Below are 18,036 nucleotides of genomic sequence, written 5' to 3'. Positions count from 1 at the left end.
TCTTGCACTTACTGCCCCGACATACCCGACATAAGGATCAAAGGGGTGACCGAAAGTGCAAGATCGCGGGGGTGTGTGGGGGGTGGGGGCTGGGTTAGGTGGGGCGGGTTAGGGCGTTTACGGCGCGTTCTACGGCCAGGCAGCGGTCCTCGACGTAGTCCATGCCGGCTTCCTCGGCGATTCGCCGCGCTTCGGTTGAGACGATGCCTAGCTGCAACCAGACCGCGGGGGCGCCGATCGTCGCCGCGTCGCGGACCACCTGCACGGCGTCGGCCGCTGGCCGGAACACGTTCACCAGGTCGACCGGGTGCGGGATGTCGGCGAGCGTCGGGTACGCCCGCTCTCCGAAGAGTTCGTCGACGGCCGGGTTGACCGGGATGATCCGCCAGCCGTGCCGCTGCATCTGCAACGGCACGCCATGCGCGGCCTTGTTGGGGTCTCGGGACGCGCCCACGACGGCGATCACGGCGGAGTCGGCGAGGATCTGCTGAGCGGTACGCACCCGCCGACTGTAGCTCTGGACCCGACTAGAGCAGGGTCAGCTGCTCGGCGGCCGGCGGTGCGGGCGGCTCGGGCAGGCTGCGGTTGTCGCCCTGCTCGGCGCGGTGCAGCCCGTGCCGGCGGGCCGCGATCCGCACCCGCGCGGTCAACTCCCGCTGGTACGCCTGCGGGGCGTACGCGCCGGCGCGGTAGAGCTCGCGGTATCGGGGCACGAGGTGCGGGTAGTCCCGGGCGAGCCAATGCGCGTACCACTCCCGAGCGCCGGGCCGCAGATGCAGGGCCAGCGGGGTCACGCTTGTCGCCCCGGCGGCGGCGATCGCCGACACGGTGGCGTCGATCGACTCGTCGCTGTCGCTCAGGCCGGGCAGGATCGGGGCCATCAGCACCCCGACGGAGAAGCCGGCGTCGGTGAGCGCCCGGACGGCGGCCAGCCGGCGGCGCGGGTGCGGTGTGCCCGGCTCGACGGCACGCCAGAGCTGCTCGTCGACGAAGCCCACCGAGTAGGAGATGCCGACCCTGGTCACCTCGGCGGCCTCGCGCAGCAGCGGCAGGTCGCGCAGGATCAGCGTGCCCTTGGTCAGAATCGAGAACGGGTTGGCGAAGTCCCGAAGCGCCGCGATGATCTGCGGCATCAGCCGGTAACGACCCTCGGCCCGCTGGTAGCAGTCCACGTTGGTGCCCATCGCCACGTGCGCGCCCCGCCATCTCGGCGCGGCCAACTCCCGTCGGACCAACTCGCCCGCGTTGACCTTGACGATCACCTTCCGGTCGAAGTCCGCCCCGGCGTCGAGATCGAGATAAGTGTGTGTATTTCTCGCGAAGCAGTAGACGCAAGCATGAGAGCAGCCCCGGTACGGGTTGACCGTCCACTCGAACGGGACGCGGGACTGACCGGGCACCCGGTTGAGGATGGATTTGGCCTGCACCTCGTAGAACGTCATGCCGGCGAACTCGGGGGTGTCGAAGGTGCGGACGACGGCGCCGGGCAGCGCCAGCGGCAGGGGTGGCGTCGCTGGCGCTGCCCGCTCGGGGTCTCCCTCAACCGGGGGAGCGGTGAGGTTGTCCCAGCGCATGGGCACTATTCGAACACGTGTACGAGCGCGGCGCAAGTGACCCGCCGGACACCCGTGCTCGATCTGCGGATCGGGAGGGGAGGATGGAGCCATGGAGAGGTCGACCTTCGTCTACGACGGGGACTGCGCGTTCTGCACACGGTGCGCGGAGTTCATCGAGCGCCGCATCCCCACCGGCGCGCGGGTGGTGCCCTGGCAGTTCGCCGATCTGGACGCGCTCGGCCTCACGGCCGCCGAGTGCGAGGAGGCCGTGCAATGGGTGGGCGCGGACGGCTCCCGTGCCGCCGGCCCGGACGCCATCGCGAAGCTGCTCGCCGCGAGCGGTCCGCTCTGGCGGGTGGCCGGCGCCGGGCTGCGGTTCCCTCCGGTACGCGCGGCGGCCTGGCCGACGTACCGCTGGGTGGCGCGCAACCGGCACCGGCTCCCCGGCGGCACGGCGGCCTGCTCGCTGCCGCAGGAGGCCCGGGAACGGCTCTACGGCCCGGCCGGTCGCCCGACCACCGGAGCCTGACCGCCGAGCGGCGTCGGCTCCGCACCGGCTCTTACCGGGGCCTGGTCGGGCGGCACCGGCTCGGTGTCGACGCCCGCCGGGTCCGGGGTGGCTGTCGCTGACCCGGGAGTCTCGCGGCCGACGAGCCGGCGCGCCCAGACCAGCGGGCGGACCCGCTCCAGCGGCAGGAAGCCGGTCATCGCGGCCAGGTGCGGCGCGAACGAGATGGTGATGGTCGCGATGGTCACCGCGTGGAACGAGTAGAAGAAGCCGACCATGGCGAGTCGCCAGCGGGCCGGCAGCAGGAAGATCGCCGGGCTGAGCAGCTCGAAGGCCACGATGCCGAACTGGGCGACAATCAGCAGGTACGGCACCTGGGCGATCAGGTCCGCCAGGTCGGTGCCGCGTCGGATGATGGCCCGGGCCAGCACCGAGCCGGTCAGCCAGTCCAGGCCGCCGAAGCGCAGCTTGGCAAAGGCGGCCAGGAAGTACGTGCAGATCACCGCGATCTGGGTGACCCGCAGCGCCCAGCCGCCGGCCTCGGTGCGGGTGGTGTCGCCGTGCCGGGCACGACCGGCGGTGGGCAGCACGGCGAGCGCGACGAGCAGGCCGAACCGGTCGTGGTCGACCTTTCCGTAGCTCATCGCGATGATCATCCACTCGAGGTACAGCGCGCAGACCGTCCAGCCGAGCAGCCGGGGCGCTCGACCGGTCGCGGCGAGCAGGGCCACGAGCAGCAGCACCCAGAAGACCACCGCCACCAGCGTCGGCGTCGGCGTCGGCAGCGGGAGGATCCGGCCGATCAGCAGCGGCTCGTACAACTCGCCGGGCACGCTGGCCCGGGTGCGTACCCAGGGGGTGAAGACCACCAGGTCGGCGGCGACGAAGAGGTAGATCAGAGTCCGGAAGGCGGCGATTCGGCCGCGCGGCACCGCCTCGGTCAGCCAGCGGCTCATCGGGTTGCCTGCCAGCGGACCACGGTCTCGTCGGTGTGCTTCCCGGTGGGTCGGCCGGCGTGGATGCCGTGCCAGCGGATGACGATGCGGACCTCGACCAGCGCGGGGGCGTCCGGGTGGCGTTCGGCGTACGCGTCGGCGACCTGGGTGAGCAGCGTCGGGTCGGCGACGTACCGGTCCTGCTGGCCCTCGATCTCGGCGCGGCGGATGCCTGTCGCGTTCTGGTCGAGGTCGATCACGGCGCCGGCGCTGTTCACCCCCTCGACGCGGGTGTCGGGGGCGGGCGCGTTCGGCGGGTTGGAGGTGGAGTACATCCGGAACGGGCCGAACGGGAAGTCATCGTCGCTGCCCCAGAAGGTGCCGACGATCAGCAGGACGAGGCCGAGTGCGGTCACGCCCAGCCGGGTCACGCGCCCGCGGGTGGTCAGTTTCTCCATCGGGTCGTGACGATACGGGATGTACCGACCGGGCTGGTTCCTACCGACGGCCAGTCCCGGCTGCCCGGGTGGTGATCATGGGAGGTGTGTCCGGGTACGACGAAGGCCGGGCCCGAACCGGGCCCGGCCTTTCGTGCCGTCGTAGGAGGACGACTCAGTGGTTGTGCTCGGCCAGCTGCTTACGGACGTCGTCCATGTCCAGCGCCTCGACCTGCTCGATCAGGTTCTCCAGCGCGGACTCGGGGAGGGCGCCCGGCTGGGAGAAGACGATGACGCCGTCCCGGATCGCCATGATCGTCGGGATCGAGCGAATGTCGAACTTCGCGCCCAGCTCCTGCTGAGCCTCGGTGTCGACCTTGCCGAAGACGATGTTCTGGTGCTTCTCCGAGGAGCGCTCGTACACCGGGGCGAACCGCTTGCACGGACCACACCAGTCGGCCCAGAAGTCGACCAGGACGATGCCGTCGCTGCCGGTCACCTCGTCGAAGTTCGTCGAGGTCAGCTCAACGGTTGCCATTGCACTCTCCGATCACCGCGGTTTACCTACGTCCCGTAGAACCAGGGCTGACCGTATCGAATTCCCGGGCGGTCGTACACGAAACGTGCTCCGGGGCTGCCGCAGGGGCCGTCCGGCGTCATCGACACACATCTGTTCATCTCTGTCCTGCTGATCGCAAATGCACGACGCACTTGCGTGACCTGCGGTGATGGGAGCGTTTCCAGAGAGATCCACGCGATCGAGCTCTACGAATCGGTAACTTGACCCTTGACAAGGACGTATCCGGCCTGCGGAGATCGCTGATCAACCCGCGTTTCGTCACTCACAGTATTGTTACAAAAAGATAAATGTGACCTCGATCTCTGTTGAAGCTACGCGACCGTAGGGCAGAATTCACCGCATCAGAGCGTGGGCGGCGGGTGCCGGGGAGGGCCCCGCCGCTCATTGCGTCTCCCCCTCCGTGCGAGTGACCGGTGTGACATTTCCGCCGGGGTCACGCCCCGCCGGCCGCCCTACTCGCCAGTAAGGCATGCTGTCCCGAACTCCATCGCCGCCCGTCGAAGGGGACCCAGGATGCAGTTCGGCCGCTACTACGAGGAGTTCGAGGTCGGCGCGGTCTACCGGCACTGGCCGGGCAAGACCGTCACCGAGTACGACGACCACCTCTTCTGTCTGCTCACCATGAACCACCACCCGCTGCACATGGACGCGCACTACGCCGAGACGTCCAGTCAGTTCAAGCGCAACGTCGTGGTCGGCAACTACATCTACTCGCTGCTGCTCGGCATGTCGGTGCCGGACGTCAGCGGCAAGGCCATCGCCAACCTGGAGGTCGAGTCGCTCCGGCACGTGGCGCCCACCTTCCACGGCGACACCATCTACGGCGAGACCACCGTGCTGGACAAGCGGGAGTCCGGCTCCAAGCCCGACCGGGGCGTGGTGTCGGTGGAGACGCGCGGCTACAACCAGGACGGCACCATGGTCTGCGTCTTTCGCCGCAAGGTCATGGTCCCCAAGCGGGAGTACGCGGCAAGCGCCGTCGCCGACGGAGTGGACCCGGAGCGGCCCAGCTTCCCCGAACCACGCTGAGCATCGAGGCGGAGCGTCTCCGCCGGCCACGGCACCTTTCCCCCGTATCAGCTTTTGCTGGGGAAAGAGGCCGTGTTCCCGTTTCGGGGCTTATGCTGACGCCGGAGGTCCGATGAGCCACTCCGTCGCCGGAGAGCCGCCCTCAGCCGGGCGCCGAGCCGCACCCTTGACCACCGCCGTCTACTCCGCGGCTGAGTGGGATCTGCTCACCAGCCTGCCCGGTCGGGTTCTCGTGGCCGCCGCCGCATCCGGCCCCGGCCGCCCGGAACGCGGGGTGGTGGCGGGCCTGGCCGGGCTCGACGCGGTGGCCGCCGGCCGTGGCTTCGACAGCGATCTGGTCCGTGCGGTCGTCGCCGCCATCTACGCCCGCCACGACGGCGCACCGGCACCCGCCGCACGCCTCACCGACCTGGTGGACCTGTTGGCCGCCTGTCGGGCCGCGGTCCGGGTCCTGCAACGGCGCGCGGACCCGGCCGACTCGGCCGCGTACCGCCAGTGGGTGCAGTCCGTCGCGGGCCGCGTCTGCCGGGTCGTGCCCGGCCCCGGCGGGCTCGCGGCGAGCCCGGCCGACCGGCGCTTCCTGGACCGGCTCGGTGGCGCGCTCGGGTTGGGCTGACCCGGCGGGCCCTCGCGGTGACCGCCGGGCGAGGGCCGTACCCTCTGATGACCGTGACCGACGACCAGCTTGAGGTGGGTGTAGGCCCCTGGACGGGTGACCCGCCCCAGGACCCGCGCTATGACCCGCAGTTGCTGGCCGAGGGGGACCGGCGCAACGTGGTCGACCGCTACCGCTACTGGCGGCACGAGGCGATCGTCGCCGACCTGGACCAGCACCGGCACGGCTTCCACGTCGCCATCGAGAACTGGCAGCACGACTTCAACATCGGCACCGTCGTCCGAAACGCCAACGCCTTCAACGCCGCCGAGGTGCACATCGTCGGCCGGCGACGGTGGAACCGGCGCGGCGCGATGGTGACCGACCGCTACCAGCACGTGCGGCACCACGAGACGATCGAGGCGTTCGTCGACTGGGCCGCCGGGCGACGGCTGCCGGTGGTCGGCATCGACAACCTGCCCGGCTCCCGGCCGCTGGAGACCGGCACCCTGCCGCGGGACTGCGTGCTCCTGTTCGGCCAGGAGGGGCCCGGCCTCTCCGAACCCGCCCGCGACGCGTGCGGCCAGCTCTACTCCATCGCCCAGTACGGCTCGACGCGGTCGATCAACGCGGGTGTGGCCAGCGGCATCGCCATGCACGCGTGGATCCGTACCCACGCCGGCCCGCCGCCGGACTGATCCGGCGCAATCGGACGTTCCGGCTTGACGCGCCGGTGCTGCGGGGTGACGGTGGGGATGTGAGTGTCGCGGTGAGTTGTCCGAGATGCGGGGGCCCGGTACGGGCGCCGGATCTGATGCACACCGAGTCGAGGTGCCTGCGCTGTGGCCCGGTGCCGCCGCTTCATGTGCCCGAGCACATCGGGGCGGAGATCGTGGCGAGCGTGGTCGAACGGATCACCGCGACCGCGACCGCGGGTCCACCGGGGACGCCGCTGTGGTGCCCGTGGCCCCTGCCGCCCGGCTGGACCCTCACCGGCGTGGCGTACGCCGGGGACGACCGCACCGGAGTGCGGGCGACGGCGGTGGCCTGCGCGGGCCCGGCGCCGCTCGGTGGTGGTCCGGCGGACCTGGTCTTCGTGGCCGAGGAGCCGGGCGTGGGCCTCGGCACCAGACTTGCCGGTCTGTCCGGCCCGGACCCGGGGCTGGAGCTGGTCGACGCGTTGGCCGACCCCGGGCCGGGGCATCCGGAGCACGTCGGGCAGGCCAGGATCCGCGTCGGTGGACACCCGACTCCACTGTGGTTGGTGAATTCGTCGACGGATCGAAGCGCGTACGCCGGCGAAGCTCGGGGAATGTGGCTGCATGCGATAGCCTGGCCGGCGAGTGCGGGTCACCTGCTCGCGGAAGAAGTCGTGTTACACGACCTGACCGAGTGGACTCCTCCCGAGCTCGTGTACGGCGCACCGTCCCCGTACCTACCCGGGAGGGCTTGACAACCCCTCCGGATTGACGGAGAACGGACGCAGATATTCACTGTACGACACCACACTGATACTCTGGGTGCCGCTGCGGTAATGGGACCCGGCGCCGCGCGAGAGGATGGCCCGCCATGGTCAAGAAGGTCCTCACCTGGGCCGGAATCGCATTCTTGATCTTCTTCGTCGCCTATCGGCCAAACTCTGCGGCTGATGTGTTCAAGTCGCTGGGCGGCGGGATCATGGACATCGCCCAGGGGTTCGGCGACTTCTTCACCAGCCTCGTCGCCTAGCCGCCGATGGGCAGCCCCTCCGGTCCACCCTTCGACCCGGACGACCCTGACCGGGAACGCCGCGAGCGCGACACCGAGCCGATCCCGCGGATCGACCCCGATGACGGCCCGGGCTACGGAGCTGGCCCTGGCCTGTCCGGCGGTCCGTCCCTTTCGGACGACGTCGGCTACGGCGACGGGCCCGGCTATGCCGGCGAAGGCCGGTCCAGTCGGGCCTGGATCCGTGATCCGGAGGCCAGCTACCAGCCGCCGCAGATCTCCGAGGACGAGCTGGCGGGGCTGCGTGCCGACGCGACCGGGGCGACTCCCCGGCGGGTGCTCCCGCTGGAGGACGAGCCCAGCTCGCTGGTCGCCCGTTACCTCTTCCCCACCGAGCGCTACCGGGGTGAGTGGAAGCGGCACTGGATCCACCTCACCACCCCGCTGTTGATCGGCATCGCGGCGACCTTCGTGCTCGGCTACCTGTCCGGCTTCCTCGCCGGAAAGAACGTGGGCGCGCTGACGACCATCGCCGTGCTGCTCTGGTTCGCGGTGATGGGTTGGGTGGCCTGGAAGGTCGCCGACTGGTGGTATGACCGTTTCATCCTGACCAACAAGCGGGTCATGGTGGTCAACGGCATCATCACCCGCCGGGTCGCCATGATGCCGTTGGTCCGGGTCACCGACATGAAGTACGAGCAGAGCCCGACCGGCCGTGCGCTCAACTACGGCACCTTCGTGCTGGAGTCCGCCGGCCAGGAGCAGGCGCTCCGCGAGATCAAGAATCTGCCCAACCCGAACGAGCTCTACCTGCGCGTCGTCGAAGAGATGTACGAGCCGCAGGCGGTCGAGGCGCGGCTCGGCAAGGAGGCCGACGAGGCCAAGGCCGACGACGGGGCGTGAAAGTTTTCGTCCGAACATCGGAGCAACTGCGCACCTTTCGTCATGGACCAGACCGCCTCTGACGTGGCACTCTGCCAGGACGGCTTTGGTGCGGAGGTGTGTGGTGGCGAGCAGGGACCCGTTGGAGGAGGAGTTTCGCGAGTTCGTCGCGGCTCGCTCCGCCGCCCTGCTCCGCACCGCCTACCTGCTCACCGGCGACTGGGCCACGGCCGAGGATCTGCTCCAGACGGCGCTGACCAAGACCTACCTCGCGTGGAAGCGGCTCGGCGGGATCGAGGCCGTCGAGCCGTACGCCCGACGTGTGATGGTCAACACGTCGACGAGTTGGTGGCGGCGCCGCTGGCACGGTGAACGCCCCACCGAGGTGCTGCCCGAACGGGCCGGCGTCGACGAGATCGAGCAGCAACTCGACCGCGACCTGCTCTGGCGACACCTCAGGGAGCTGCCCAACCGGCAGCGGGCGGTGCTCGTGCTGCGGTACTACGAGGACATGTCGGAGGCCCAGACCGCCGCGATACTGGACATCTCGCCCGGCACCGTGAAGAGCCAGGCATCCCGCGCGTTGGGCACGCTGCGCCGACGGATGGGCGCCGCCATGCCGGACCTGTTCGGTGACGCCGCCCGGCCGGACCAGGCCGCCAAGCCTGCCGCCACGGGCCGGGCGCCCCTCGCCGGCACCGCCGGTCGCGGCGCGGGCACCCCGAGCAGGCAGGCCCCAGCCGCCGCGACGGCCCGCCCCCGGCCTGCGGCCGAGCGTGCCGTGCCCCGCCCGACCGCCCTGCCGGTCGAACTGCCCACCGCCCCGGCGGCCGTGCCCGTCGGCACCGGCCCCGGAGACCGGCAGTGAGTGCATTCCCGCGCTCGTCCGACAACCTGAACGGCGGGCCGGGGCGTCCTTACCAGGTGCGACGTGACGAGCTGGAAGGTGCGGTGCGGGAGACCCTCTCGCACCAGGTCGCCGTCGCCCGCCCACTGAGCGCTGACCCGGCCGGCCAGGTTATCCGTCGGGCGAACCGGATCCGGCGGCGGCGGGCCGGGGTCGGTCTCGCCCTCGGAGTGGTCACCACCGTGCTGATCAGCGCCGGCATGGCGCAGCTCGCCAGCGACACCGGCCGGCAGGGCACACCCATCGTCGTGATCGGCGACCCGGACCCCTCGGGTCGGCCGATCCCGTCGGCCACCGTCGAGGCCCCCACACCCACGCCCGGAACGTCCGCCGGCCGGCTCCTCGCCGGGGTCCTGATCAGCGCCGAGGGGACGCGGCTCACGCTGCCGACCGTCGGGCCGGCCGAGCGTGCGCGCCCACTGCCGAGCGGTGGGGGTCTGCTGGTGGTCGGCGCGGAGACCACCGCTGGCCGCTCCCTCTGGGTCACCCAGAACGACGGGCTGGTGCAGGTGCTGCTGGCCGGTGCGGGCCAGATCGTCCTGGCGCCCGACGGCCACCAGGTCGCCTGGCGCGACGGCGACGACCTGCTGACGGCGGGCGTGGTCGGCACGCAGCTCATCGGGACGGTGCGTATTCCGGTGCCGGCCGGCGCGGAACCAGTCCAGTTCGTCGGCGGCAGCGTCCTGGTTCGGCTCGACCCGGCCAGCCCGGGCCACGTCCTGTGGCGGCCCGGCGCCGAGGAGCTGACGACGGTCTCCGAGCGCGGCACCCTGAACGTCTACGGCACGTTGCCCGACGGCCGGCTCATCGCCCAGGTCGCCACGACCGAGTCGCCCGGGGCATGCCTGGCGGTGCTCGACCCGAAGCGTGACCTGAAACGGGTCCGCACCGGCTGCGGCCCGCAGCTGAGCCTGGACGGCGTCGGCGGTGTCTCCACCGACGGGCGGTGGCTGCTGGTGAACGGGTCGGTCGGCGAGGCCGACCGTGCGCTCCTGGTCGACCTGCACCGGCTCGGGCCGGCGCTGACCGCCGCGCCGGCCGGGCCTCCGGCGACCGGTGCGATCGCCTGGACGACCGAATCGGCCGCCTCGTACGTCGACAGCGCCGGCAACCTGGTCCGGGTCGACGTCAAACGGGTGCGGGCCGGAGAGCCCGCCGACGTGAAACCCGTGCCCGGCCTGCAACCCGGCGACCGACCCGTCCTGGTCACCGGGCCCTGACCGGCACCGCCCAGACCGCGCTCCTCGGTCCTCGGTAGCGTCGGGCGGTGACCTCGCCTACCGGCCCCGCGCCGCGAATCGACCTGCACACCCACTCGACGGCCAGCGACGGCACTCTGACCCCGGCCGAGCTGGTCCGCGCCGCCGCCGACGCGGGGCTGGACGTCCTGGCGATCACCGACCACGACACCACCGCCGGCTGGGCGCCGGCGCTGCGGGCACTGCCCCCCGGGCTGCGCCTGGTCCGGGGCGCGGAACTGTCCTGCCGCTGGTCCGGCGTGCGTCCGGAGGTGCCGCTGCACCTGCTGGCCTACCTGTTCGATCCGGACCACCCGGAGCTGGTCGCCGAGCTGACCCGGGTGCGGGCCGCCCGCGAGGAGCGCGGCGAACGGATCGTGGCGCTGCTGCGCGCCGACGGCATCGACGTGACCTGGCCCGAGATCCTCTCCGGTGCGGCCGGAGGCACGGTGGGACGTCCGCACATCGCGCAGGCGCTGATCCGGGCCGGCCTGGTCGGCAGCACCCGGGAGGCGTTCGGCCCCGACTGGCTGGGCGAGCGGTACCGGCTGCCGAAGGAGGACATCGACGTCTTCCGGGCGATCCGGCTGGTCCGGGCGGCCGGCGGCGTACCGGTCTTCGCCCATCCGCGCGCCACCCGGCGCGGCCGGGTCGTGCCCGACGAGCTGATCGCCGAGCTGGCTGCCGCCGGCCTGGCCGGGCTGGAAGCCGACCACGAGGACCACAGCCCGGCCGAGCGGGCACACGTACGGGCGCTCGCCGCCGACCTGGATTTGTTCGTCACCGGCTCATCGGACTTCCACGGCACCCACAAGACCGTCCAGCTCGGCGCGTTCAGCACCGGTGTCGAGGCGTACGAGCGGATCGTGGCCGCCGGGGTGACCGAGGTCGCTTCCGGCTGATCCCAAATTCGGCCGGCTGCGGCACGGCTAGGTTGATCGCGTGGATCTGAAGCTGTTCGGCGAGGTGTTCGTGACCCTGCTGGTGATCACCGACCCGCCGGGCATGATGCCGATCTTCCTGGCGCTGACCGGCCCGCTGCCCGCCCGGGACCGCAACCGGGCGGCGTGGCAGGCCGTCGCGCTGGCGCTCGGCGTGATCGTGATCTTCGCGGTGGCCGGGCAGACCCTGCTCGACTACCTGCACGTGGACCTGCCCGCCCTGCAGGCCGCGGGCGGCCTGCTGCTCGTGCTTGTCGCACTGGAACTGCTCACCGGCAAGGCCGACGACCCCAGCCAACAGACCACCTCGAACATCGCGCTGGTGCCCCTGGGCACCCCACTGCTGGCCGGCCCGGGCGCCATCGTGGCGACGATGCTCTTCGTCCAGCAGGCCGACGGGTGGGGCGATTTCAGCGCCATCGGCGCGGCGATCCTCGCCGTGATGGTCGCGGTCTGGATCGTGCTGCGCTTCTCCGGCGGCATCGTGAAGATCCTGCGCCCGGGCGGCATCGAGGTGCTGACCCGGATCGCCGGCCTGCTGCTGGCCGCGATCGCCGTGCAGCTCATCGCCGACGCGGTGGCCGCCTTCGTCAGGCAGTACGTGAACATGGTCTGACCGGGACACCCGGATGTCGGGGGTGGATGGCAGGATCGCAGGCGTGCGACGAGCCTCTTCAGCCGGACGACCCGCCGCGGGCGGCCGAGCCCCTCAGCAGCGCCCCGGTGGTGCCGAGCAGCTCGGCTTCGAGGGCATGCCGGAACGGTTGTTCGTCTGCACCCCGAGCAAACTCGGCGCGTACGCGGACTGCCCCCGCCGCTACCGCTACTCCTACGTCGACCGGCCCACGCCGCAGAAGGGCCCGCCGTGGGCACACAACTCGCTGGGCGCCAGCGTGCACACCGCCCTGAAGAACTGGTATGCGCTGCCCGCCGACCGGCGCCGCCCCGAGGCCCTGGCCGCGCTGCTCAAGGGCACCTGGGTTCGTGAGGGCTACCGCGACGACGAGCAGGAGCGGGCCGCCTACCGGCGGGCGTTGGGCTGGCTGGAGGCATACGTCGAGACGCTGGAGCCGGATGCCGACCCGCTCGGCGTGGAGCGGGTGGTGGCCGTCAAGACCGCGGTTCTCGCGTTCAACGGCCGGGCCGACCGCATCGACTCCCGCCCCGGGCCGGAGGGCCCGGAGCTGGTCATCGTCGACTACAAGACCGGTCGCACCGGGCTCGACTCGGACGACGCCCGGGGCTCGCAGGCGCTGGCGCTCTACGCGTACGCGGCCGAGCGGGTGTTCCGCCGGCCGTGCCGACGGGTGGAGCTGCACCACCTGCCGACCGGCACGGTCGCCGGCCACGACCACACCGTCGAGTCGCTGGCCCGGCAGTTGACCCGTGCGGAGGAGACGGCCCGCGACATCATGGCCGCCGAGCGGGCGGTCGCGGCCGGCGGCGATGCCGACGAGGCGTTTCCGGTGGCACCCGGCCCGCGCTGCGGCTGGTGCGACTTCCGCCGACACTGCCCGACCGGGGCACAGGCGCCGGGCAAGGAACCGTGGGCGGCCGTGGACCGCCCCACCGACAGCTGACCGACGGGCGGCCGGTCACAAACCGATTCGCCGCCGGCTGACCGTCGGGCGGCGGACACAGACCGGCCGCCGACGGCCGGCACCCGGCGTGAGGGGCAGGTCAGCCGGCCAGCGGCGCAGTGGCGTGGCGCGCAGCCCGCTCCTTGGCGGCCTGCGACAACGGCCCCTCCAGATAGCGGCGGGGCACCGCGCCGAGCGCCAGCCGCAGGGCGCGCACGGTCAGATCCGCCGACAGCGCGGTGGTGGGCAGCCCCAGCCCGCCGTACATCCGGTGAGCCCACGCCGGCAGCAGAGCCAGCGCGGTGCCGGCGATGCCGAGGTACGCCCAGCGCGGTGGGCCCAGGGTGAGCCCCAGCCGGGCCGGCAGGCTCAGCTTCCACGGCAGCGGCGGGGCGGTGAGGAAGAGCGCCGTCTCGGCCGCCTCCCGGGTCATCCGCAGCTCCGGCCGCACCGCGCGGTAGTACGCCTCCACCTCGGCGGCCGTACCCGGGACCGTGGCCGGATCCAAGCCGACGAGAGCGGCCGAGCGGCGCTGCTCGGTGTAGTAGCCGTCCACCTCGTCGTCGGTGAGCGGCAGGCCCGCCCGTCGAGCGGTGCTGAGGAACGACTCGACCTCGGTGACGTGCACCCAGCGCAGCAGGTCCGGTTCGTCGACGCGGAACTCCTCGCCGGTGAGCTGGTCGGTGGCCCGCATCCGGGCGTGCAGCCGGCGTAGCCGCGCCCCGGCCGCCTCCGCCTCGGCGGTGGTCCCGTAGACGGTGGTCGCCACGTAGGTGGCGGTGCGGACGAGGCGTCCCCAGGCGTCGGTGCGGTAGTTGCTGTTCTGCGCGACCCCGGCCATGGCTCGGGGGTGCAACGCCTGGAGGTAGAGCGAGCGCAGGCCGGCGACGATCAGGATCGGCTCCTCGTGCACCTTCCACGTGACCGAACCCGGACCGAAGAGGCCGAGGTCATCGGAGTCCACCGACCAAGAGTGCCACGGTCTGCCCGACCGCGCCGGTGGGCGGACGGGTCAGCTGTCGGCGGAGCGGCGGGACTGGCAGGCCGGGCAGAGACCCCAGAAGGTGACTTCCGCCTCGTCGACCTCGAAGGCGTGCGCGACGCCCGGCTGCAGGCAGGGGGCGCTGCCCACCGCGCAGTCGATGTCGGCGATCTCGCCACAGCCCCGGCAGACCACGTGGTGGTGGTTGTCGCCGGCGCGTGCCTCGTACCGGGCGGGACTGCCGGCCGGCTCGATTCGGCGGGAGAGGCCGGCCCGGGACAGCGCCCCCAACACGTCGTAGACCGCCTGGGTGGAGACCGAGTCGAGGCGTTCGCGGACCCGCCGCGTGATCTCGTCGACCTCCAGGTGACCGCCGCCCGCGAGCACGTCGAGCACCGCGAGGCGCGGTCGGGTGACCCGTAGGCCCTTCGATCGCAGCAGCTCCTCAGCACCGGACATGCGCCAATGACAGCACGCGCGGCCGGCATCGACAACCGTCCTCCCGCCGCCGTGGCCACGAACACAGCCCGGACAACCCGACCCGGTACCGGGCTGCGCTGAACCCGATGGCGGCTGCGCGCGTGTCTCCGGGGGAGAGCCCGGGAAACGATCGGCGATCCGTACGCTGGCGGTCCCGTGATTGTGATGCCCCTGGAGGAGCCGATGTTCGAGGAGATCCTGGGTCTACCGGCTCACGTCCTCGTGGTCCACGCGGTGGTCGTCTTCGTGCCGCTGCTGGCGGTGCTGGCCATCGGGTACGTGGGGTTGCCGCGCTGGCGGCACCGGCTGGACTGGGCGCTGGGCATCCTCGCCGTGATCGCGCCGGTGACCGCCTTCGTGGCCGTCGAGTCGGGGGAGGCCTTCACCGATGCCCTGGTCGCCAAGGGCTACCAGGGCCAGATTCTCAACCAGATCTTCGAGCACTCCCGATACGGCGACATCCTGTTCCGGATCGTGGTGCCGCTCGGGATTGTGGCCATCCTGCTGCTCGTGGCGACCAGCGGGCACCGCCGGGTGCCACGGCTGTCGACCCTGGTGACACCGGTGCTCGCGGTGGCGGTCGTCGCGCTGTCCATCGCGGCTCTGGTCTACGTCTACCTGACCGGCCACTCGGGTGCCGTGGCCGTCTGGGGCACCACCCTCTGACCGGCCCGCCGCGGCGGTGGCCGTCGGGTGATCAGAAGATGATCCGCGAGCAGAGCAGGCAGACGAGGAACACCAGCACGACGGCGGCCGCCGCGCCGAAGCCGTAGGTGACCCGCTGCGAACGCTGCTCGGCGACGTCCAGGTCGGCCATGTCCTGCGGAGGCAGCCGTCGGGGCGGCGCCGGCTGCAAATGGACCGGGGGACGCCAGCCAGCCGGGGGTGGCACGCTCGGGGGCGGGCCCGGGTACGCGCTCGGGGAGGCGGTGGCGGGCGCGGCGGGGGGTTGGTCCGCCTTTTCGCCGTCACCGGCCCCGGGGCGCCGCCAGTAGTCGTCCGGGGTGCTGCCACCGCTGGGGGTCGTCACGCCGTCCGACGCTACCAACGTGGCCGGCGGCCCGGTCGCTTCTGACCGGCGCGCCCCGCCGGCCCGGTTGCTTCTGGCCGGCGTGCCCCGTACGGTCGGGTTGCTTCTGGCCGGCGCGTGCCTCTGCTGGCGGACGGTTCGCTGCCGTCGGCTGCGCTAGTCTTGCCGCTCGTGAGCACCGAGGACCCCGGCACGCCTGGCGCGCGCGGCGACGATGACCGCACCGTCGACCTGAGCGACGACTTCGTGGTGCTGCCCGAGCAGACCTCGGACGACACCGACGTGGGCTGGGGCGAGCGGACCAGCGGCAACGACGACTGGCTCCTCGCCCAGCGCCCCCCACACTGGGACTGACCCCGCGCCCTTCCACCAGAGCCGCTGAGGCGCTGCCCGGCCGACCGTGGGCGGCGCGGCGCGAGGGCTGAGCGCCCTCTTGCCCCGGGCATCGTTCCCGATGCGGGGACGGCAGGCGAAGAGCAACGCGATTACGGTCAGGCGCGCACGACTATCGCGAATCGGCTCCCCTCGGGCAGCCCGACCGCGCGTTGTGCCTGGTCAGGACGGAGCGCCAGATACAGAGCGGCGGTCCCGTCGGTCGCGCCGGCACCCAACACGTCCAGGACCAGCGCCCGGGGAGCCAGCAGGGTGGCCTCGACGGCGTCCGCCCCGCCCGGCGGCGCAGCCAGTAGGTCGACCCGGGCACCGGGCCGGACGACCGCCAGGGCGGCAGGCTCGGCCAGCCGGATCGGCACCCCGACCGCGCCGCTGGGCAGCGGTAGCGGCCCCGGGGACGGCTGCGCACCGTCGGCCGCCGCGCCCGTGCCGGTCTGGCTCTGGCCGGTCTGTCCTGCGCCGGTCTGGCCCTGGCCCGTGTCGGTCTGCCCTGCGCCGGTCCGGCCCTGGCCGGTCTGCCCGTGCCCGTTGTCGGCCCGGCCCTGACCTGTGTCGGTCGGCCCGCTCGCCGAGAGTGGCCCAGTGTCAGCTGCGCCGGAGCGCGCCGGGGACCGTCCGGCGGCACCGGTCGGCGGGCAGTCGGTCGGGGTGTGCAGGATGGCAGCGGCCAGGCCGAGCAGCACGGCGACCAGCCCGGCACGGAGCAGGGTGCGACCGCCGGGCAGGGCCAGCCGACGTAGTGGGCGCAGCGCCCGTGCCGAGCCCGGATCGCGGGTCGTCATCTGCCGCCTCCCGTCCGGGTGCCGCAGTGACACCCGTGGACGGCAGATTAGGCCGATCGTGGCCGGCAGATCCGCCCGTACGTGGGTGCCTGTGGACAACCGGCCGGCCTGTGGATAACCGTCCACCGGCCGGCCGGGCCTGCTATGGCACGAGAGGCAGCGCGGGCGTTGATCGACTCGGGTTCCTGGAAACCGGGCGATCAGACCGGTACGGACAGGCCGAGTTCCAGGAAGCCGAGCGGATGACGGTGGTCGGCGCCAGCGCGAGATGGTCCCAGGGTCAGGTGGGTCAGGAAGCGGAGCTGCCCGCGGGGGCCTTGCCGCCGCTCGACGACGACCCAGAGGACGACGAAGACCCGGACGACCCGGACGACGGCGACCCGGACGACGACGACCCGGACGAGGACGAGCCAGCGGACGAACCGGACGAGGTGCTCGACGAGCCGGAATCCCCACCCGAGGACGAGGAGGACGACGAGGACGACTCGGACTTGGCCGCCGTGGCGCCGGCCGATGCCTCGGAACCGGACGCGCGGGAGTCGGTGCGGTAGAAGCCCGAGCCCTTGAAGACGATGCCGACCGAGTTGAAGACCTTGCGCAGCCGCCCCTGGCACGTCGGGCACTCGGTCAGCGGCTCGTCAGAGAAGGACTGCACCGCCTCGAGCTGGTGACCGCACGCGGTGCAGGCGTACTGGTAGGTGGGCACGTTCTCCTCCGGTATCTGGCTCGGCCAGTTGGCACTCGACGTATTCGAGTGCCAATGGTGCGTCATGCGCCCCGGGTTCGTCCAGCGGACGTGTGGGGCGCGACACCCTGCGCCGTACCCGGGCCGTCATCAAGCGTACGCACCCCGTCGGAGGGGGTGACGACCGCGCGGACCGGACGGTCGTGCGCCTCGGCGGGCAGGGCCTCGACCAGCTCACCGTCATGCAGTGGCACCACGGTCAGCGTGGCCGCCGGCACCCGTGCCAGCACCCGGTCGTACGAGCCGCCGCCCCGGCCCAGTCGCCGGCCGCGCCGGTCGACGGCCAGCGCCGGTACGACCACCAGCTCCGCCTCGGTCACCGCGGCCAACCCGAGCCGCGGACCGGCCGGCTCGCGGAGGCCCCGACCGGCCGCCACCAGAGCGTCCGGTCCGGTGTACGCCGCCCAGTCCAGATCCAGATCGGCGCGGAGCACCGGCAGCAGCAGCTCGGCGTCGGCCGGCAGCGCGTCCCGCAGCACCTCCGGCAGGTCGCCGCCGCCCGGCTCGGAGCCGACCGGCACGTACGCCGTCATCCGGCGGGGCCGCAGGCGGCGTACCAGCGCGATCAGCTCGGCCTGGACGCGCCCGGCGGCGGCGGCCCGCGTCGAACCGGGCAGGGCCCGGCGGCGGGCGAGCAGCTCGATGCGGGCTTCCCGCTTGGACACACGGGCCACTTCCGCTTCATCAGAAAATTCCGTCATGCAACACTCCTGACGCAACACCACTCCC

25 protein-coding genes and 1 pseudogene are annotated in these 18,036 nt (G+C 72.2%); 15 read left to right on the top strand and 11 right to left on the bottom strand.

The genetic code is table 11. The features are described 5' to 3' along the window. Positions 1-94 precede the first annotated feature (94 nt). Complete coding sequence (locus tag ABZ808_RS21990) at positions 95-502, bottom strand: CoA-binding protein (protein ID WP_357009436.1); 408 nt, start codon at positions 500-502, stop codon at positions 95-97. Between the two features lie 25 nt (positions 503-527). Then, positions 528-1,574 carry an Rv2578c family radical SAM protein gene (locus ABZ808_RS21985; RefSeq protein WP_357009433.1) on the bottom strand — a complete coding sequence of 349 codons (1,047 nt, stop codon included), beginning with the start codon at positions 1,572-1,574 and terminating at the stop codon, positions 528-530. 91 nt (positions 1,575-1,665) lie between these two features. Between ABZ808_RS21985 and ABZ808_RS21980 the strand changes: the two genes are divergently transcribed. Next, positions 1,666-2,085 carry a DUF393 domain-containing protein gene (locus tag ABZ808_RS21980; RefSeq protein WP_357009430.1) on the top strand — a complete coding sequence of 140 codons (420 nt, stop codon included), beginning with the start codon at positions 1,666-1,668 and terminating at the stop codon, positions 2,083-2,085. Here the strand turns inward: ABZ808_RS21980 and ABZ808_RS21975 are convergent. From ABZ808_RS21975 to trxA, 3 genes are all read right to left on the bottom strand, one after another. Then, positions 2,049-3,020, bottom strand: a complete 972-nt coding sequence (locus tag ABZ808_RS21975; RefSeq protein ID WP_357009427.1) for an HTTM domain-containing protein — start codon at positions 3,018-3,020, stop codon at positions 2,049-2,051. The genes ABZ808_RS21980 and ABZ808_RS21975 overlap by 37 nt on opposite strands. Beyond that, complete coding sequence (locus ABZ808_RS21970; RefSeq protein ID WP_357009424.1) at positions 3,017-3,457, bottom strand: hypothetical protein; 441 nt, start codon at positions 3,455-3,457, stop codon at positions 3,017-3,019. Before ABZ808_RS21970 ends, ABZ808_RS21975 begins: the two co-directional genes overlap by 4 nt. Positions 3,458-3,611: 154 nt before the next feature. Then, positions 3,612-3,974 carry a thioredoxin gene (trxA, locus tag ABZ808_RS21965; RefSeq protein WP_357009421.1) on the bottom strand — a complete coding sequence of 121 codons (363 nt, stop codon included), beginning with the start codon at positions 3,972-3,974 and terminating at the stop codon, positions 3,612-3,614. A 555-nt stretch (positions 3,975-4,529) separates the two neighbouring features. Here trxA and ABZ808_RS21960 point away from each other — a divergent pair. From ABZ808_RS21960 to ABZ808_RS21910, 11 genes are all read left to right on the top strand, one after another. After that, positions 4,530-5,045, top strand: coding sequence for a MaoC family dehydratase (locus ABZ808_RS21960; protein ID WP_357009418.1), 516 nt, complete (start codon positions 4,530-4,532; stop codon positions 5,043-5,045). A 112-nt stretch (positions 5,046-5,157) separates the two neighbouring features. Next, positions 5,158-5,661, top strand: a complete 504-nt coding sequence (locus tag ABZ808_RS21955; protein WP_357009415.1) for a hypothetical protein — start codon at positions 5,158-5,160, stop codon at positions 5,659-5,661. Between the two features lie 53 nt (positions 5,662-5,714). Next, entirely contained in the window at positions 5,715-6,338 is a 624-nt protein-coding gene (locus ABZ808_RS21950) for an RNA methyltransferase (protein WP_357009411.1), read from the top strand. A gap of 35 nt (positions 6,339-6,373) precedes the next feature. Then, positions 6,374-7,093, top strand: a complete 720-nt coding sequence (locus ABZ808_RS21945; RefSeq protein WP_357009592.1) for a DUF6758 family protein — start codon at positions 6,374-6,376, stop codon at positions 7,091-7,093. Positions 7,094-7,209: 116 nt separating this feature from the next. Beyond that, positions 7,210-7,368, top strand: a complete 159-nt coding sequence (locus ABZ808_RS21940; protein ID WP_007455302.1) for a hypothetical protein — start codon at positions 7,210-7,212, stop codon at positions 7,366-7,368. Positions 7,369-7,374: 6 nt separating this feature from the next. Then, positions 7,375-8,250, top strand: coding sequence for a PH domain-containing protein (locus tag ABZ808_RS21935; protein ID WP_357009409.1), 876 nt, complete (start codon positions 7,375-7,377; stop codon positions 8,248-8,250). Positions 8,251-8,353: 103 nt separating this feature from the next. Continuing rightward, complete coding sequence (locus tag ABZ808_RS21930) at positions 8,354-9,097, top strand: SigE family RNA polymerase sigma factor (RefSeq protein ID WP_357009406.1); 744 nt, start codon at positions 8,354-8,356, stop codon at positions 9,095-9,097. Then, positions 9,094-10,356: a hypothetical protein gene (locus tag ABZ808_RS21925; RefSeq protein WP_357009403.1), complete on the top strand. Its 1,263-nt coding sequence runs from the start codon at positions 9,094-9,096 to the stop codon at positions 10,354-10,356. The genes ABZ808_RS21930 and ABZ808_RS21925 overlap by 4 nt, the downstream gene beginning before the upstream one ends. A 47-nt stretch (positions 10,357-10,403) precedes the next feature. After that, on the top strand, positions 10,404-11,276 hold the full coding sequence (locus tag ABZ808_RS21920) for a PHP domain-containing protein (protein WP_357009399.1): 873 nt from the start codon (positions 10,404-10,406) through the stop codon (positions 11,274-11,276). A 40-nt stretch (positions 11,277-11,316) separates the two neighbouring features. Further along, entirely contained in the window at positions 11,317-11,931 is a 615-nt protein-coding gene (locus ABZ808_RS21915) for a MarC family protein (protein WP_357009396.1), read from the top strand. Between the two features lie 136 nt (positions 11,932-12,067). Beyond that, positions 12,068-12,895: a PD-(D/E)XK nuclease family protein gene (locus ABZ808_RS21910; protein ID WP_357009590.1), complete on the top strand. Its 828-nt coding sequence runs from the start codon at positions 12,068-12,070 to the stop codon at positions 12,893-12,895. A gap of 100 nt (positions 12,896-12,995) precedes the next feature. Here the strand turns inward: ABZ808_RS21910 and ABZ808_RS21905 are convergent, their stop codons facing one another. Together ABZ808_RS21905 and ABZ808_RS21900 are read right to left on the bottom strand one after the other, a co-directional pair. Next, positions 12,996-13,859, bottom strand: coding sequence for an oxygenase MpaB family protein (locus tag ABZ808_RS21905; protein WP_357009393.1), 864 nt, complete (start codon positions 13,857-13,859; stop codon positions 12,996-12,998). Positions 13,860-13,907: 48 nt separating this feature from the next. Continuing rightward, positions 13,908-14,336, bottom strand: a complete 429-nt coding sequence (locus ABZ808_RS21900; protein WP_357009391.1) for a Fur family transcriptional regulator — start codon at positions 14,334-14,336, stop codon at positions 13,908-13,910. A gap of 204 nt (positions 14,337-14,540) precedes the next feature. On the opposite strand from ABZ808_RS21900, the gene ABZ808_RS21895 reads away from it, so the two are divergent. After that, a complete protein-coding gene (locus ABZ808_RS21895; RefSeq protein ID WP_357009587.1) occupies positions 14,541-15,023 on the top strand; it encodes a DUF2231 domain-containing protein in 483 nt (160 codons plus the stop codon). A gap of 31 nt (positions 15,024-15,054) precedes the next feature. Here ABZ808_RS21895 and ABZ808_RS21890 read toward each other — a convergent pair whose 3' ends face one another. Next, positions 15,055-15,387, bottom strand: a complete 333-nt coding sequence (locus ABZ808_RS21890) for a hypothetical protein (RefSeq protein ID WP_357009388.1) — start codon at positions 15,385-15,387, stop codon at positions 15,055-15,057. Positions 15,388-15,558: 171 nt separating this feature from the next. Here ABZ808_RS21890 and ABZ808_RS21885 point away from each other — a divergent pair, with 171 nt between their 5' ends. Beyond that, positions 15,559-15,741, top strand: coding sequence for a hypothetical protein (locus tag ABZ808_RS21885; RefSeq protein ID WP_357009386.1), 183 nt, complete (start codon positions 15,559-15,561; stop codon positions 15,739-15,741). A 137-nt stretch (positions 15,742-15,878) separates the two neighbouring features. On the opposite strand, the gene ABZ808_RS21880 is transcribed toward ABZ808_RS21885, so the two are convergent. After that, entirely contained in the window at positions 15,879-16,562 is a 684-nt protein-coding gene (locus ABZ808_RS21880) for a flagellar biosynthesis protein FlgA (RefSeq protein ID WP_357009384.1), read from the bottom strand. A 242-nt stretch (positions 16,563-16,804) separates the two neighbouring features. On the opposite strand from ABZ808_RS21880, the gene ABZ808_RS21875 reads away from it, so the two are divergent. Then, positions 16,805-17,113 (top strand): hypothetical protein, encoded by a 309-nt coding sequence (locus ABZ808_RS21875; RefSeq protein WP_357009597.1) that lies wholly within the window; start codon positions 16,805-16,807, stop codon positions 17,111-17,113. A 14-nt stretch (positions 17,114-17,127) separates the two neighbouring features. Here the strand turns inward: ABZ808_RS21875 and ABZ808_RS21870 are convergent. Next, positions 17,128-17,334 (bottom strand): annotated as a pseudogene (locus ABZ808_RS21870) (FmdB family zinc ribbon protein); the annotation flags it as partial. Continuing rightward, a complete protein-coding gene (locus tag ABZ808_RS21865) occupies positions 17,331-18,008 on the bottom strand; it encodes a 5-formyltetrahydrofolate cyclo-ligase (RefSeq protein WP_357009381.1) in 678 nt (225 codons plus the stop codon). The gene ABZ808_RS21865 and the pseudogene ABZ808_RS21870, both read right to left, overlap by 4 nt. Positions 18,009-18,036: the final 28 nt, after the last annotated feature.

This window comes from Micromonospora sp. NPDC047527, assembly GCF_040643015.1.
Lineage (GTDB): Bacteria > Actinomycetota > Actinomycetes > Mycobacteriales > Micromonosporaceae > Micromonospora.
The sequence above is the reverse complement of the archived record's forward strand: the minus strand, read 5'-3'. Positions and strand labels throughout refer to the sequence as shown.

Coding starts and splice junctions, on each gene's coding strand:
- ABZ808_RS21895 (WP_357009587.1), top strand. CDS start 14,541: ATGTTCGAGGAGATCCTGGGTCTACCGGCTCACGTCCTCGTGGTCCAC.
- ABZ808_RS21940 (WP_007455302.1), top strand. CDS start 7,210: ATGGTCAAGAAGGTCCTCACCTGGGCCGGAATCGCATTCTTGATCTTC.
- ABZ808_RS21960 (WP_357009418.1), top strand. CDS start 4,530: ATGCAGTTCGGCCGCTACTACGAGGAGTTCGAGGTCGGCGCGGTCTAC.
- ABZ808_RS21900 (WP_357009391.1), bottom strand. CDS start 14,336: ATGTCCGGTGCTGAGGAGCTGCTGCGATCGAAGGGCCTACGGGTCACC.
- ABZ808_RS21985 (WP_357009433.1), bottom strand. CDS start 1,574: ATGCGCTGGGACAACCTCACCGCTCCCCCGGTTGAGGGAGACCCCGAG.
- ABZ808_RS21875 (WP_357009597.1), top strand. CDS start 16,805: ATGACGGTGGTCGGCGCCAGCGCGAGATGGTCCCAGGGTCAGGTGGGT.
- ABZ808_RS21935 (WP_357009409.1), top strand. CDS start 7,375: ATGGGCAGCCCCTCCGGTCCACCCTTCGACCCGGACGACCCTGACCGG.
- ABZ808_RS21980 (WP_357009430.1), top strand. CDS start 1,666: ATGGAGAGGTCGACCTTCGTCTACGACGGGGACTGCGCGTTCTGCACA.
- ABZ808_RS21880 (WP_357009384.1), bottom strand. CDS start 16,562: ATGACGACCCGCGATCCGGGCTCGGCACGGGCGCTGCGCCCACTACGT.
- ABZ808_RS21910 (WP_357009590.1), top strand. CDS start 12,068: ATGCCGGAACGGTTGTTCGTCTGCACCCCGAGCAAACTCGGCGCGTAC.
- ABZ808_RS21970 (WP_357009424.1), bottom strand. CDS start 3,457: ATGGAGAAACTGACCACCCGCGGGCGCGTGACCCGGCTGGGCGTGACC.
- ABZ808_RS21865 (WP_357009381.1), bottom strand. CDS start 18,008: ATGACGGAATTTTCTGATGAAGCGGAAGTGGCCCGTGTGTCCAAGCGG.
- trxA (WP_357009421.1), bottom strand. CDS start 3,974: ATGGCAACCGTTGAGCTGACCTCGACGAACTTCGACGAGGTGACCGGC.
- ABZ808_RS21975 (WP_357009427.1), bottom strand. CDS start 3,020: ATGAGCCGCTGGCTGACCGAGGCGGTGCCGCGCGGCCGAATCGCCGCC.
- ABZ808_RS21955 (WP_357009415.1), top strand. CDS start 5,158: ATGAGCCACTCCGTCGCCGGAGAGCCGCCCTCAGCCGGGCGCCGAGCC.